Annotated in this window: 13 protein-coding genes; 5 read left to right on the forward strand and 8 right to left on the reverse strand. The window is 63.0% G+C overall.

Annotation, left to right across the window (positions count from 1 at the left end; translation table 11 throughout):
* Positions 1 to 180: 180 nt before the first annotated feature.
* From folK to dksA, 7 genes are all read right to left on the reverse strand, one after another.
* Entirely contained in the window at positions 181 to 660 is a 480-nt protein-coding gene (folK, locus tag MOP87_RS02685; RefSeq protein WP_027915400.1) for a 2-amino-4-hydroxy-6-hydroxymethyldihydropteridine diphosphokinase, read from the reverse strand.
* Complete coding sequence (locus MOP87_RS02690) at positions 657 to 2,039, reverse strand: polynucleotide adenylyltransferase PcnB (protein ID WP_027915399.1); 1,383 nt, start codon at positions 2,037 to 2,039, stop codon at positions 657 to 659. The genes folK and MOP87_RS02690 overlap by 4 nt, the downstream gene beginning before the upstream one ends.
* Positions 2,040 to 2,790: 751 nt before the next feature.
* Positions 2,791 to 4,230 (reverse strand): sigma-54 dependent transcriptional regulator, encoded by a 1,440-nt coding sequence (locus MOP87_RS02695; RefSeq protein WP_027915398.1) that lies wholly within the window; start codon positions 4,228 to 4,230, stop codon positions 2,791 to 2,793.
* 4 nt (positions 4,231 to 4,234) lie between these two features.
* A complete protein-coding gene (locus tag MOP87_RS02700; protein ID WP_027915397.1) occupies positions 4,235 to 7,210 on the reverse strand; it encodes a sensor histidine kinase in 2,976 nt (991 codons plus the stop codon).
* Positions 7,194 to 7,370 carry a hypothetical protein gene (locus MOP87_RS02705; RefSeq protein WP_003250005.1) on the reverse strand — a complete coding sequence of 59 codons (177 nt, stop codon included), beginning with the start codon at positions 7,368 to 7,370 and terminating at the stop codon, positions 7,194 to 7,196. The genes MOP87_RS02700 and MOP87_RS02705 overlap by 17 nt, the downstream gene beginning before the upstream one ends.
* Before the next feature lie 146 nt (positions 7,371 to 7,516).
* Positions 7,517 to 8,404 carry a tRNA glutamyl-Q(34) synthetase GluQRS gene (gene gluQRS / locus MOP87_RS02710; protein ID WP_242810099.1) on the reverse strand — a complete coding sequence of 296 codons (888 nt, stop codon included), beginning with the start codon at positions 8,402 to 8,404 and terminating at the stop codon, positions 7,517 to 7,519.
* A gap of 63 nt (positions 8,405 to 8,467) precedes the next feature.
* Positions 8,468 to 8,914, reverse strand: coding sequence for an RNA polymerase-binding protein DksA (dksA, locus tag MOP87_RS02715; protein ID WP_023533176.1), 447 nt, complete (start codon positions 8,912 to 8,914; stop codon positions 8,468 to 8,470).
* A 210-nt stretch (positions 8,915 to 9,124) separates the two neighbouring features.
* Between dksA and MOP87_RS02720 the strand changes: the two genes are divergently transcribed.
* Together MOP87_RS02720 and sfsA are read left to right on the forward strand one after the other, a co-directional pair.
* The gene (locus MOP87_RS02720) at positions 9,125 to 10,297 is read left to right on the forward strand and encodes a pyridoxal phosphate-dependent aminotransferase (protein WP_049696577.1); all 1,173 of its coding nucleotides are present in this window, start codon (positions 9,125 to 9,127) and stop codon (positions 10,295 to 10,297) included.
* Complete coding sequence (sfsA, locus tag MOP87_RS02725; protein WP_088523496.1) at positions 10,297 to 11,010, forward strand: DNA/RNA nuclease SfsA; 714 nt, start codon at positions 10,297 to 10,299, stop codon at positions 11,008 to 11,010. The genes MOP87_RS02720 and sfsA overlap by 1 nt, the downstream gene beginning before the upstream one ends.
* On the opposite strand, the gene MOP87_RS02730 is transcribed toward sfsA, so the two are convergent.
* On the reverse strand, positions 11,000 to 11,317 hold the full coding sequence (locus tag MOP87_RS02730; protein ID WP_049696576.1) for a Rieske 2Fe-2S domain-containing protein: 318 nt from the start codon (positions 11,315 to 11,317) through the stop codon (positions 11,000 to 11,002). The two genes, sfsA and MOP87_RS02730, sit on opposite strands and share 11 nt — an antisense overlap.
* Before the next feature lie 150 nt (positions 11,318 to 11,467).
* On the opposite strand from MOP87_RS02730, the gene MOP87_RS02735 reads away from it, so the two are divergent.
* The 3 genes from MOP87_RS02735 to MOP87_RS02745 are packed head-to-tail and all read left to right on the forward strand — an operon-like array spanning position 11,468 to position 14,153.
* Positions 11,468 to 12,352, forward strand: coding sequence for an ABC transporter substrate-binding protein (locus MOP87_RS02735; RefSeq protein WP_049696575.1), 885 nt, complete (start codon positions 11,468 to 11,470; stop codon positions 12,350 to 12,352).
* 50 nt (positions 12,353 to 12,402) lie between these two features.
* Positions 12,403 to 13,386, forward strand: coding sequence for an iron ABC transporter permease (locus MOP87_RS02740; RefSeq protein ID WP_242810526.1), 984 nt, complete (start codon positions 12,403 to 12,405; stop codon positions 13,384 to 13,386).
* Positions 13,386 to 14,153 (forward strand): heme ABC transporter ATP-binding protein, encoded by a 768-nt coding sequence (locus tag MOP87_RS02745; RefSeq protein ID WP_104925835.1) that lies wholly within the window; start codon positions 13,386 to 13,388, stop codon positions 14,151 to 14,153. Before MOP87_RS02740 ends, MOP87_RS02745 begins: the two co-directional genes overlap by 1 nt.
* Positions 14,154 to 14,315 lie beyond the last annotated feature (162 nt).

Consider the following 14,315-nt stretch of genomic DNA (forward strand, 5'->3'; position numbering starts at 1 on the left):
GCACATCATCGCGCGTGATGTTCTGGCACAGGTCCGTCCGGGCCTCGATAGGGGTGCGCAACACGGGGGTGCCACGCAGGTCGCCTATAGTCGTGAGCGGAATGAGGGAAGTCAATCACCCTGTTACCGCATTGTTACGATCAGGGTGTTACTGGCGTTACTGCCCTAACGAACGGCCGGTTACAGGCGTTCGAGGCCAATGCAAGGGCAGGCGGCGAGCAGTTGGGACAGTTGGCGGCCATCGGCAAGCCGGAAGTCTGCAGGTACCAGTTCGGCCAGCGGATAAAGCACGAAGGGCCTGGCATGCATGTGGTAGTGCGGTACCTGCAGGCGCGGCAGGTCCAGCACCTGGTCGCCGTACAGCAGGATGTCCAGGTCGAGGGTGCGCGGCCCCCAGCGTTCCTTGCGCACCCGGCCCTGGTCGTTTTCGATGGCCTGCAAGGCATCGAGCAGGTCAAGTGGCGCCAAGGCGCTGTCGAGCGCGGCGACCGCATTGGTGTAGCGGGGCTGACCCGGCAGTAGCGAATCGCTGGTATACAGCGCCGAAGCAGCCACCAGTCGCGTTGCCTGGACCTGATCGAGGGCGTCCAGGGCGCTGCGCAACTGCTCGGCCGGGGCATCCAGATTGCTGCCCAAGCCGACGTACACGCGGATGCTCACTCGAAGGCCTCTTCACCACCGCGCTTGCGCTTGCTGTTGCTGCGCTTGCGTTTGCGGGACGCACCGCCTTCATCACGGCTGCCCAAGTCGCGAATCATGTCGCGGCGCTCGCTGTCATTGGCTTCCTGATACTCGGTCCACCACTGGCCAAGGTCATCGGTTTCTTCGCCAGCGCTTTCGCGCAGCAGCAGGAAATCGTAACCGGCACGGAAGCGCGGATTGTCCAGCAGCATGTCGGCGCGTTTACCGCTGCGGCGCGGCAGGCGTTCCTGCATGTCCCAGATTTCGCGGATCGGCAGCGTGAAGCGCTTGGGGATGGCGATGCGCGCGCATTGCTCGGCGATCAGGTCATGGGCTGCGCCGTTCATGGCCGGAATCGGTGGCACCCCTTGATTCTGCAGGTGCAGAACGCGTGCTGGCAGGGCAGGCCACAACAGGGCTGCGAACATGAAGGCAGGCGTTACCGGCTTGCCTTGCTTGACGCGCAGGTCCGTGTTGCTCAGCGCCTGGCTGATCAGCGTGTGGGTATAAGTGGGGCGGTCTTCCAGCGCCTGGGCACTGGCGGGGAACAGGGGCTCGAACAGCTGCAGGTCGACCAGCATTTCGAACACCATGGCGCCCTGGCCCGAAAGGAACAGCTTCAGGCTCTCTTCGAACAGCCGCGCCGGCGGTATTTCGCGCAGCAACGGCGCCAGTTCGCGAATCGGCTGTACGGTGTGCTTTTCGATACCGAAGTCGAGCTTGGCTGCGAAACGCACCGCACGCAGCATGCGTACTGGGTCTTCCTGGTAGCGATGGGTAGGATCGCCGATCAGGCGCAACAGGCGATTGCGCACATCGTGCACGCCGTTGGCGTAATCGAGGATGCGCTCGCTGACCGGATCGTAATACAGCGCGTTGATGGTGAAGTCGCGGCGCTGCGCGTCTTCTTCCAAGGTGCCATATACGTTGTCGCGCAAGATTCGCCCGCTGGCATTATGGGACGAGCGGTGGCTGTCGCCCTGATCGTCCTCGGAGTGAGGGGCACGGAAGGTGGCGACTTCAATGATTTCACGGCCGAAATGCACGTGAACCAACTTGAAGCGGCGGCCGATGATCCGCGCGTTACGGAACTCGGCGCGTACCTGTTCGGGGGTGGCGCTGGTGGCCACGTCGAAGTCTTTCGGCGTGATGCCCAGCATCAGGTCGCGGACACAACCACCGACCAGATAAGCCTGGTAACCGGCGCTCTGCAGGCGCTCCACGATGTTTACCGCATGGCGGCTGAACTGGTGGCGCTGCAGCGAATGCTGGCTTTTGTTGATCACCTCGGGCGTGGTACGCCGGTGGTGCTGGCCCGGTACGGGCGGGCGGAACGACTGGAACAGCTTCTTCAGCATGGGATGCACTGTTTGAAGGAATGTTCGGCCAAGAATATGAGAATGGCCGCATGATGGGCGGGGATTCTAGCATTTACTCGCGGGATGGTGTAGGCGGTCGCAGAATGCCTGCCCAAAGGCAGAAACGACAAGGGGAGCCTAAGCTCCCCAAGAAGTCGTTGCGTGTGCTCTTATTGTTTTTTTTGCGGGCTTCTTGTTTTTGTTGAGCGCCCTGCCACTAAGCGCGAAGCTTGTGGACGACCCCCAAGCCAGGGGTAAAGAGCAAACGGATTGCTTTGGCCGCTGATGTCACGTTGATCGTCGATCCATCCAGTTCAGGTGCTGCTTTTTAGTGCAGTTTTTGTTGTTCTCTGCCTGGGTGTGGGGCAAGCCCCAAACATGCATCCTCTCCAAAAGAATCAGTTAGCTGCGCCTCCGCCGTCTTGTTCTTATTGTGCGTGAGTCGTTTCGTCTTGTTCTTATTGTGGGTTGCAGTGCTTGTTATTGTTTTTGTACTAAGCATATAGCAGAAGGCGTGCCAACTTTGGCTGGCCCAGCAAATCCGGGGGTTTGGTCATTTCTGCAGGGTTGCATCCCAGGGGCGCAACGTGTTTTTCGTTACCGTTTGCCTCGGTAACTGTTACGTGCCAGCAGGCAGGTAACAGATTTTTGCAGAGGGGGAGGGTGCGGGGAATGGGTTTGAGCCCTATTACGAGGAAGGGCTTTGCAGGGTGACCGAAGACGGGCAGGAGATGACGCCTGCCCGGTTGAATCAGTTCTCGCTGGTGGCGTTGGTTTTACGGCGTGGAATGCCCAGGCGCTGCCTGCGCTCCCAAAGGCATTTACGGCTGACGCCCAGCTTGCGTGCCAGCTCGGTCTCGGTCATGTGGTCCTGATGCTCCAACACGAAATGCTGGAAGTAGTCCTCCAGCGACAGGTCTTCGGTCGGCTCATGACTGGCCGTGGCGGCACCGGCCACGGTCAGCGTACTGTCGAGCAGCTCGTCCTCGTCCAGCTCGCTGAGCTCGATGTCGATGCCCAATAGCTCCGCCGAAATTTCCGGGCTCTCGCTCAGGATCACCGCGCGCTCCACGGCGTTTTCCAGTTCTCGCACGTTGCCGGGCCAGCTGTAGTGACGAATGGCCTGCTCTGCCTCGGAAGAGAAGTGCAGATCGTCGCGCCCGATCCGCGCGCACTGGCGGGCCAGGAAGGCACTGGCAATTTCGTTCACATCGCTGCCACGCTCGCGCAGGGCAGGTAGCTTGAGCGCGATCACGTGCAAGCGGTAATACAAGTCTTCACGGAACTGACCGGCCTTGGCCAGGTTTTTCAGGTCTCGGTGAGTGGCCGCGATCAGGCGCACGTCGACCTTTTGCGACTGCACCGAACCCACCCGGCGAATTTCCCCTTCCTGAAGCACGCGCAACAGGCGCGCCTGAGCTTCGAGTGGCAGTTCGCCGATCTCGTCAAGGAACAAGGTGCCGCCGTCAGCAGCCTCCACCAGCCCGGCCCGGCCTGCGCTGGCGCCGGTAAAGGCGCCCTTTTCGTGACCGAACAGCTCGGACTCGATGAGCGTTTCGGGAATCGCCGCGCAGTTGACCGAAATCATCGGTGCCTTGGCCCGCCGAGACAAGTTGTGCAGCGCGCGGGCGACCAGTTCCTTGCCGGTGCCTGATTCACCCTGGATCAGCACATTGGAATCGGTAGGGGCGACCTTGCGGATCTTGTTGAACATGTCCTGCATGGGGGCGCAGGAACCGATGATGCCGATATCTCCGTTGGTCGCCGGTGCGCTGGCTTTGTCCGCCGGGGCAGACTTGCCGGAAACCGGGCGTGGCTCAGGGGCTGCGGGAGGCGCGCTCGGCCGATCACGCAGGATGCGCGCAACCGCCTGGAGCATCTCATCATGATCGAACGGCTTGGCGATGTAGTCGACCGCGCCCATTTTCATCGAGTCCACGGCCGAGCGCAGGCTGGCGTAGCTGGTCATGATCAGCACAGGCCTGCCCTCGCCGAGCTTGATCAACTCGGTGCCAGGGGCACCCGGCAGGCGCAGGTCGCTGACGATCAGGTCGAAGGTCGCAATGCTGAAGCGTTCCTGTGCTTCCTGCACCGAGCCGGCTTCGCTGACCTGGTACTGGTTCCGTTCGAGCAGGCGTCGCAGGGCCGAGCGGATGATGGTTTCGTCTTCGACGATCAGAATATGCGGCATTGATTCAATTCTCTCGACGGTCTCGATTTTCAGGGGACGTCGCTACGACATGCCGGGGCAGGGTCACGCGGATCCGTGTGCCACGTTGCCGTTCGATATCGGCCGGGCTGTCGATGGTGATTTGTCCATAATGCTCTTCCACGATGGAATAGACCAGCGCAAGGCCCAGCCCGGTTCCCTCGCCAGGGTCCTTGGTGGTGAAGAAGGGTTCGAACAAGCGATCCATGATGTTCTTCGGAATGCCGCTGCCCTCATCCTCCACGATCAGGTCGACCGTGTGCTCGCAGCCCACGGTGCGCACGCGGATCGCGCTGCCGGGTGGGGAAGCGTCCCGCGCATTGGACAGCAGGTTGATCAGCACCTGGGCCAGGCGCTGCGGGTCGCCCTCTGCCCAGTGGTCGGGGTCGCACAGGTTGAAGAACTGCACGTCGAAGTTGCGCCGATTCAAGGCCAGCAGGCCAATGGCGTCCTGGGCCACTTCGGCCAGGCACACGGGTTCTTCGCTGTTCTGATGACTGCCGCCTGCATGGGCGAAGCTCATCAGCGACTGCACGATGCGCGACACCCGCTTGGTCTGTTCGAGGATCTGGCTGGACAGCTCGATGATTTCCCCATCCCCTTCGCGCTCCTCGCGAAGGTTCTGCGCAAGGCAGGCGATGCCGGTGATCGGGTTGCCGATCTCGTGGGCCACACCCGCCGCCAGGCGGCCGATGCTGGCCAGGCGTTCGGAGTGCACCAGCTTGTCCTCCAGGGCCTGGGTGTCGGTCAGGTCTTCCACCAGCAGCACCAGGCCACTGTTGCCTGGGGCCAGCGGTTCGTCGATGGCGGCCTTGTGCAGGTTCAGCCAGCGCGGCTGGCCGTCCAGGGCCAGGCGCTGCTTGTGCAAGTGCTCATCCGGCACATTGATGAAGCCTTGCAGCAGGCCCCGCCAGGGTTCGGCAATGGTGATCAGGCGCGAACCGACCACGTGCTTGGCCGCAATGCCGGTCAGCTCTTCCATGGCCTTGTTCCACATGAGGATTTCCTGGTCCTTGGCCAGGGAACATACCCCCATCGGCAGCTCCTGAAGCGTCTGGCGGTGATAGCGGCGCAACGCGTCGAGTTCGGCAGCCAGGCCGGTCAGGCGCGAGTGATAGTCTTCCAACCGGCTTTCGATGAAGTGGATGTCTTCGGTCACATAGTTTTCATTGCCCGACTTGTAGGGCAGGAAGGTCTCCACCATGTCCTGGGCCACGCTTGGGCCCATCAGGCCGGACAGGTTGGCCTCGATGCGGTCGCGCAACCGACGCAGGGCGTAGGGGCGCCGCTCGTCGAAGGGCAGATACAGGTCGCGCAGGGCTTGCTCCACTTCTTTCTGCGCGGCCTTGGCGCCCAGTGGCTTGGCCAGCTGGGTGGCGAACTCCTGTGGCGAGGCGGCGTGCAGTTCGCGGCGCTGGGGACGGCGGACGTTGTCGACGGCGCAGGCTTCGGCGGCGGCCACCTCTTCGTTGCTGGCATTGGTGAACAGGGAGATCAAGGTGAACAGCAGCACGTTGGCGGCCAGCGATGCAATGGCTGCCATGTGCCAGCTGGTGTCGTCGAGCACGTAGATCATGTCCAGCAAGGGGATGTAGAAACCCTGCAGGTTACCCAGCAGCGGCAGCAGCATGGTGCCCATCCACACCAGGGTGCCCGCCACTAAGCCGGCAATGAACCCCCGCCTATTCGCCGTGGGCCAGTACAGCACCGACAGGACCCCTGGCAGGAACTGCAAGGTGGCCACGAACGCGACGATGCCCAGGTTGGCCAGGCTCTGGTGGTTGCTCTGGGTGAGGTAGAACATGAAGCCGGCGGTGATGATGGCCACGATCAAGGCCCGGCGTGTCCACTTCAGCCAGCGGTAGATGTTGCCCTCGGCAGGCGGCTGGTACAGCGGCAGGACCAGGTGATTGAGCGCCATGCCCGAGAGGGCGAGGGTGGTCACGATGATCAACCCGCTGGCTGCCGAAAGCCCGCCGACATAGGCCAGCAGGGCCAAGGCTTGGTTGTTGGCCGCGATGCCCAACCCCAAGGTGAAGTATTCCGGGTTGGTACTGGCGCCCAGGCGCAAGCCGGCCCACAGCACCAGGGGCACGGCCAGGCTCATCAGCAGCAGGAACAGCGGCAGCCCCCAGCTGGCGCTGACCAGCGAACGCGGGTTGAGGTTTTCGGTGAACGCCATGTGGTACATGTGCGGCATGACGATCGCCGAGGCGAAGAACACCAGCAGCAAGGTGCGCCACGGGCCTTCCTGCAAGGGCGTGTGCAGGGCCGCGAGCGCCGTCTGGTTCTGCAGCAGCCAGACCTCCAGGCCGTGGGGCCCGCCAAAGACACCATACAGGGCATAAAGGCCGATGCCGCCCAGGGAGATGAGCTTGATCACCGACTCGAAGGCGATGGCGAAGACCAGCCCCTCGTGCTTCTCACGGGTAGCGATGTGCCTTGAACCGAAGAAGATGGTGAACAGGATGATGAGGGCACAGAAGGCGAACGCTACCCGGGCCTTGACCGGCTCCCCGGTGAGGATGCTGATGGAGTCGGCCACGGCCTGGATCTGCAGGGCAAGCAGCGGCAACACCCCGATCAGCATGATCACCGTGGTCAGAGCCCCGGCCCAGGTGCTGCGAAAGCGAAAAGCCAGCAGATCGGCCAGGGACGATAGCTGGTAGGTCCGGGTGATCTTCAGGATCGGATACAGCAACACCGGTGCCAGCAGGAACGCCCCTGATACCCCCAGGTAACAGGCCAGAAAGCCGTAGCCGTACTGGTAGGCCAGCCCGACCGATCCGTAGAACGCCCAGGCGCTGGCATAAACCCCCAGCGACAAGGTGTAGGTAAGGGGGTGGCGGATGATCGAGCGCGGTATCAAGCCGCGTTCGCTGACCCAGGCCACGCCGAACAGCACCAGCAGGTAGCCGGCACTGATCAGGATCATCTGGGTCAGGCTAAAGCTCATCGGCATCTCGTTGGCTCTGCAGGATGAAAGTGACGACGATCAGGATGAGCCAGAGCAGGTACGGGCGGTACCAGGCTCCGGTGGGCTCGATCCACCAGTCCATGATGGCCGGGGAGAACAGGTAGATCCCCACGACCAGAAGCAGGACCAAACGATAGATGTACATGCGGGCCTCGACGGTTGGGCGCTGCGGGTGTGGATCTATTATTGGCGCATATGGCGTGGCGGATGCTAGCGGGAATCGGCAGCGTTGGCCAAGGGTTTGAATTTCATGGCCTTTTGATTCAGGTTGGCGGGTTATCGAAACCCGGCCTAGCGCAAGTCGGCCTCAGGGACCGTGGTGCGCTGGGCAATGCGTTCGGGCCGCCACTGCGCACGTGCCAGGGCCAGCACTTCGGCCGGGGTGGCACTTGCGAGCTGCGCGGGCGTGTCCTGGCCCAGTGCCCTGAGCGCGCGCAGCAGCAGCGGGGTGGCCTGGTCGGCCTGCAAGGGCGGGGCGCGGTACGACTTGCCCAGCTTGTGGCCGTCAGGCTGGACGATCAGCGGGACATGCAGGTAGCGCGGCTGCGTGAAGCCGAGCAACTCCTGCAGGTACAGTTGACGGGGAGTGTTGTCGAGCAAGTCGGCGCCGCGCACGATGTCGGTGATGCCTTGCCAGGCGTCATCGAGCACCACCGCCAACTGATAGGCATAGAGCCCGTCGCGGCGCTGAATGACGAAGTCGCCGACGTCGCGGCCCAGGTGCTGCTCGTACTCACCTTGAACCCGGTCGGTGAAGCGGTAGGTCAGCTCCGGTACCCGGATACGAATCGCCGCACCTTCGCGGGCGTGCCCGGCGTTGCGACAAAAGCCGGGGTAGATGCCGCCGTACGCTTCCAGCTGCTTGCGCGAACAGGTGCAGGCGTATGCCAGGCCCATGTTGAACAGGCGGTCGACCACGCTGGCATAAACATCAAAGCGCAGGCTCTGGAAAGCCACTTCGCCATCCCATTCCAGGCCGTAGCGCTCCAGGGTTTGCAGGATGGCATCGCGCGCGCCGGGCATTTCCCGTGGCGGGTCGGTGTCCTCCATGCGCAGCAGCCAACGCCCGCCCACGGCTCGGGCGTCCAGCCAGGACGCCAGGGCGGCTACCAGGGAGCCAAAATGCAGGAAACCGCTGGGGGTGGGGGCAAAGCGGCCGATGTAACGGGACTGGGTCATGATCGGGCAGGGCATATAAATGAAGCGGGGCGCATGATGCGCCCCGTTTGGAGAAGAAGACGATCAGCCTTTGCCGACGGTCTTTTCTTTCTTCTCGGCAATTTCCTTGCAGTCAAAGCACAGGTCGGCGGTAGGACGGGCCTCCAGACGGCGCAAGCCAATCTCGATCCCGCAGGAATCGCACCAGCCGTATTCTTCGTCCTGAATCTTTTGCAGGGTCTTGTCGATTTTCTTGATCAGCTTGCGCTCGCGGTCGCGGTTGCGCAGCTCGAGGGCGAATTCTTCTTCCTGGCTGGCACGGTCGGCCGGGTCGGGGAAGTTCGCCGCTTCGTCCTTCATGTGGTCCACGGTGCGGTCCACGCTCTGCATGAGCTCGCCTTTCCAGGCATTGAGAAGCTTGGTGAAGTGCTTCTTCATGGGCTCACCCATGTATTCTTCGCCCTTGGTCTCTTGATAGGGCTCGACACCGTACATGGTTTGACCGGTTTTTTGCTTTTCTACGGTGGACATGAATAGACCGCCTCTCACTCATCTGATCCTATGCGCAGGATGCTCCATCTCCGGCGACCGCCGGCCCTGCGACTGCGAGCCGCCGAACTTACCAGATAGATCGGGGGTGCGCTAGCCCGCCCGATCCTGCTTACTGACACCGGCGCGAACCGTACGTTCGATTGCGCGCAAGGGTAGAATCCCAAGTTTAGACCCGATTGAGAGAAGGACATGGCCCAACCCTACAGTGCGCGCAGTCGCGCCATCGAACCCTTCCATGTCATGGCGCTGCTGGCGCGTGCCAATGAGCTGCAGGCAGCCGGGCATGACGTGATCCACCTCGAGATCGGCGAGCCGGACTTCACCACGGCGGCGCCCATCGTTGCCGCTGGGCAAGCCGCGCTTGCCGAAGGCCACACCCGGTACACGGCCGCCCGTGGTCTGCCGGCACTGCGCCAGGCAATCGCCGGTTTCTATGGTCAGCGCTACGGCCTTGACGTCGATCCGGAGCGCATCCTGATCACGCCAGGTGGTTCCGGGGCGCTGCTGCTGGCCAGCAGCCTGCTGGTCGATCCCGGCAAGCATTGGTTGCTGGCCGACCCGGGCTACCCGTGCAATCGCCACTTCTTGCGCCTGGTCGAGGGCGGGGCGCAGTTGGTGCCCGTAGGGCCTGAGGTGAACTATCAGCTCGATGCAGAGCTGGTGCATAAACACTGGAATGCCGATACGGTCGGCGCCTTGGTGGCATCACCTGCCAACCCGACGGGGACGGTGCTGGGGCGCGAGGCGTTGGCCAGCCTTGCCCAAGCCACGCGCGCCCGCGCCGGTCACCTGGTCGTGGACGAGATCTACCACGGCCTGACCTATGGCATGGACGCGCCCAGCGTGCTCGAGGTGGACGATTCGGCGTTTGTGCTAAATAGCTTTTCCAAATATTTCGGCATGACCGGTTGGCGCCTGGGTTGGTTGGTGGCACCCGAAGATGCGGTGGCTGACCTTGAGAAATTGGCGCAAAACCTCTACATCAGCGCACCCAGCATGGCCCAGCACGCCGCGCTGGCCTGCTTCCAGCCGGAGGCGCTCGGGATCTTCGAGGCGCGCCGGGCAGAATTTGCCAAACGCCGTGATTACCTGCTGCCAGCCCTGCGCAGCCTGGGTTTCAAAATCGCCGTGGAGCCCCAGGGCGCGTTTTATCTGTACGCCGATATCAGCGCATTCGGGGGTGATGCCTTCGGCTTCTGCCGACATTTCCTGGAAACCGAGCACGTGGCGTTTACCCCTGGGCTGGACTTTGGTCGCCACCTGGCCGGCCATCATGTGCGCTTCGCCTACACCCAAAGCCTGCCGCGCCTGGAGCAAGCGGTCCAGCGGATTGCCCGTGGCCTGCAGAGCTGGCAGGGCTGATGCGCTTTTCTCCTGCCCTTGAACAAGGTCGGCTGCTGCGCCGGTACAAGCGCTTTCTGGCCGACATCGAACTGGCCACTGGCGAGCAGCTGACCATCCATTGCCCCAACACCGGCTCCATGCTCAATTGCATGCGCGAGGGTGGCCTGGTGTGGTTCAGTCGCTCAAGTGACCCGAAACGCAAACTGCCAGGCACCTGGGAAATCAGCGAAACCCCGCAAGGTAGGCTGGCGTGCGTCAACACCGGCCGCGCCAACGCATTGGTGGAGGAGGCGCTGCGGGCGGGGATCATCACCGAAATGGCAGGTTTCACTGCACTCAAGCGGGAGGTGGCCTACGGTGAAGAAGGCAGTCGCATCGATTTTCGTCTGGAATTCGACGGTGCACCGGCTTACGTGGAAGTGAAAAGCGTAACCCTGGGTTACGCCGACAGCACCACGGCGGCGTTTCCGGACGCCGTCACCCAGCGCGGTGCCAAGCACCTGCGCGAGCTGGCCAAGCTGGCGCGTCAAGGCATACGCGCGGTTCAGCTGTATTGCGTGAACCTGACGGGAATCGAGGCCGTACGACCGGCCGATGAGATCGACATGGCCTATGCCCAAGCGCTGAAGGTGGCGGCGGCCGAGGGGGTCGAAGTGCTGGCCTATGGGACCCGGCTGGATGCCGAGGGCATCGTCATTGACCGGCGCCTGCCGGTGATCCTCACGCCTTGAGCCAGATGCCCTGACTGTCTTCGAGGCAGTCCAGGGCCTGCAACGACTCGCCTTCGCAAGGCCCGGACACACATTCGCCCGTCTCGATCAAAAAGAGTGCGCCGTGGTGGCTACAGTGAATAAGGCTGTTGCTGTCGTCCAGAAAACGTTCCTGCGGCCCGTTCAATGCAATGCCACGGTGCGGGCAGCGGTTGCGGTAGAGGTAGACGCTGCCTTGGCGGCGAACGCCCAGCAGGAGAACGCCGTCTACATCGAACGGGCGGCTCTGGCCTTCGGGCAAGCTGTGGGAGGGGCAAAGAAAGTGCATGGCAGGCCTGACTCTTGGAACGGTGGTCGACTTGACGCGTCAATGCGAACAATTATCAAATGGCTGTCATTCGCTGCGCCTGGCGTTGCATGGTGCGCAGTTCTGCCGGCTGCTACAAGGTGTGGGGGCCAATCCAATAAAGGAAATCCAATGATGCGTCGCCTTGCCGCCGTGCTTGTTCTTGCCGCCTGCCCACTGCTGTGCACCAAGGCCCTGGCAGCCGAACAGTCAAGCCGTTGGGTCAGTGCTGGCGGTGCCTTGAGCGAGTGGGTGGTCGCGTTGGGCGCTGAGCGGCGGTTGGTCGGCGTCGATACCACCAGCCAACATCCAGCCTCCTTGAAAGCACTGCCCAGTATTGGTTATCAGCGCCAGTTGTCCGCCGAAGGCATTCTGAGCCTGCGCCCTGACAGGTTGATAGGTACGGATGAAATGGGCCCACCGCCGGTGTTGGCACAGATCACCAGGGCCGGCGTGCCCGTCGAGGTGTTCTCCAGCCAGCCCGATATCGATGCCCTCGGGCAGACCCTCAAGCGCCTGGGCGAGCTGCTTGGGGCCCAGGCGCAGGCCGCACGTGCGACTGAAGACTTTCGCCATCAGCTCGATGAACTGCACGACAAGGTACGCCAGGCACAAGCCGAGCAGCCCGCGCCCGGCGTGGTGTTGCTCGTGGGGCATGCCGGTGCCAAGCCGCTGTTGGCAGGTACCGGCACGGCAGGGGATTGGGTCTTGCAGCAGGCCGGGGGGCGTAACCTTGCAACCCATCAGGGCTACAAGGACTTTTCCAGCGAGGCGCTCGCGGCGCTGGACCCGGACGTCATCGTGTTCTCGGACCGCGTGCTCACCGATCAAGCAGCCTTGCAGGCGCTGTTGAAGGAAAACCCTGCACTGGCCGCCTCGCGTGCAGTGCACGATCAGCGCCTGGTTCAGCTTGACCCGACCTTGCTGGTCGGTGGGCTGGGGCCGCGCTTGCCAGCCACGCTTAGGGTGCTGGCCGCTGCGTTCTATCCGTCGGCCACTATCCGCTTCGCGCCATGAGGCCACGGGTTCGACCGCGCACGTTGTTCATCTGGCTGGGCTGTGCATGCGTGCTCGCCATCCTGCTTTCCTTGTCGCTGGGGCCCGTGAGTCTGCCGCTGACCGATACCCTGCAGGCCAGCTTGCGGCTTTTGGGTGTACCGCTTGCAGCAGAGGGTTTGCAGCAGGCGCAGATGATCATTGGCCAGATCCGCCTCCCGCGAACGCTACTGGGGCTGGCTGTGGGCGCAGTGCTGGCCTTGTCGGGGGTGGCCATGCAGGGGTTGTTTCGCAACCCGCTGGCAGACCCTGGGCTGGTAGGCGTGGCGGCCGGTGCGGCGGTTGGCGCCGCAGTTGCGATCGTTGGGAGTCAATGGCTGGGTAACATACCCGAGGGTTTGTCACCGTATCTGTTGTCGCTGTGTGCGTTTCTGGGCGGACTGGGTGTGACCGCGCTGGTATACCGGCTAGGCAGGCGCGACGGGCAGACCAATGTGGCCACCATGCTGCTGGTCGGGGTGGCCATGACCGCACTGGGCGGCGCGACCGTGGGGCTCTTCAGCTACCTGGCAGATGACGCCACCCTGCGCACCTTGACGTTCTGGAACCTGGGCAGCCTCAATGGCGCAAGTTACGCGCGGATCTGGCCTCTGCTGCTGGTCGCGACGGGCGTTTCGCTCTGGCTACCTCGCCGGGCGAGGGCGCTCAACGTGCTGATGCTGGGGGAGTCCGAAGCCCGCCATCTGGGTATCGACGTCGAGCGCCTGAAGCGCGAGTTGGTGTTCTGCACGGCATTGGGTGTCGGGGCGGCGGTGGCCGCAGCCGGCTTGATCGGTTTCATCGGCCTGGTGGTGCCGCATTTGGTGCGAATGCTGGCCGGCCCTGACCACCGGGTGGTATTACCTGCCTCGTTGTTGGCAGGTGGCGCTTTGATGCTGATGGCCGATCTGGTGGCGCGGCTGCTGCTGGCCCCTGCCGAGCTTCCCATTGGTATCGTCACCGCTTTCATTGGCGCGCCGTTTTTCTTGTACCTGCTGATCCGAGGGCGCGCGTGATGCTGCAAACCGAAGGCCTCTACCTGCGCCGTGGTCAACAGGACGTTCTGCGGGGTATCGATCTGCAGCTACCGCCTGGGCAGATCGTCGGTGTATTGGGCCCGAATGGTGCGGGCAAAAGCAGTCTGTTGGGAGCGCTCAGTGGCGAACTCGTGCCTGCGCAGGGGCGAGTGACACTGCAAGGGCGACCGCTGTCGGGCTGGGCCGGCCCCGAGCGCGCGCAGCGATTGGCGGTGTTGCCACAGGTGGCCAGCCTCGGTTTTGCGTTCCAGGTGCAGGACGTTGTGGGGATGGGGCGCATGCCGCATGCCACAGGGCGCCTGCGTGACGCACAGATTGTGGAGGCGGCATTGCAGGCAGCAGATGCAGCCCACCTTGCACAGCGCAGTTACCTGGCGCTGTCGGGTGGCGAGCGCCAGCGGGTGCATCTGGCACGGGTGATGGCGCAGTTGTGGCCGGGCGAAGAGGGCGTGACGTTGTTGCTCGACGAGCCCACCTCCATGCTCGACCCGCTGCACCAGCACACGACCCTGGAGGCGGTGCGTCGTTTCGCAGATCGTGGCGCTGCCGTTTTGCTCATTCTGCATGACCTTAACCTGGCAGCGCGGTTCTGCGACCAGATCCTGTTGCTGGAACAGGGGCGCAGTTACGCCTTGGCCAGCCCTGCCGGTGTGCTCACCCCAGAGGCGCTCAAGGCTGTCTTCGGAATCGATGTCATCGTGCAGGCGCACCCTGAGCGTGGGCATCCGTTGGTCATCGCCCGCTGAAAGAGAAGCAGGCGTGTTCATGACGTCGGTCGGGTACTCGACCTGAACAGCCAGGCAAAAAAAGACCCGGCAAAGTGCCGGGTCAATAACCGTGATTAGCCTGATGAGGAGATAATCTGAGAGTCCGAACCAAGGGCTCTGAGGTTATCCAACCAGTCTCGC

The organism is Pseudomonas sp. I3-I5, from assembly GCF_022699445.1.
GTDB classification, from domain to species: domain Bacteria; phylum Pseudomonadota; class Gammaproteobacteria; order Pseudomonadales; family Pseudomonadaceae; genus Aquipseudomonas; species Aquipseudomonas fulva.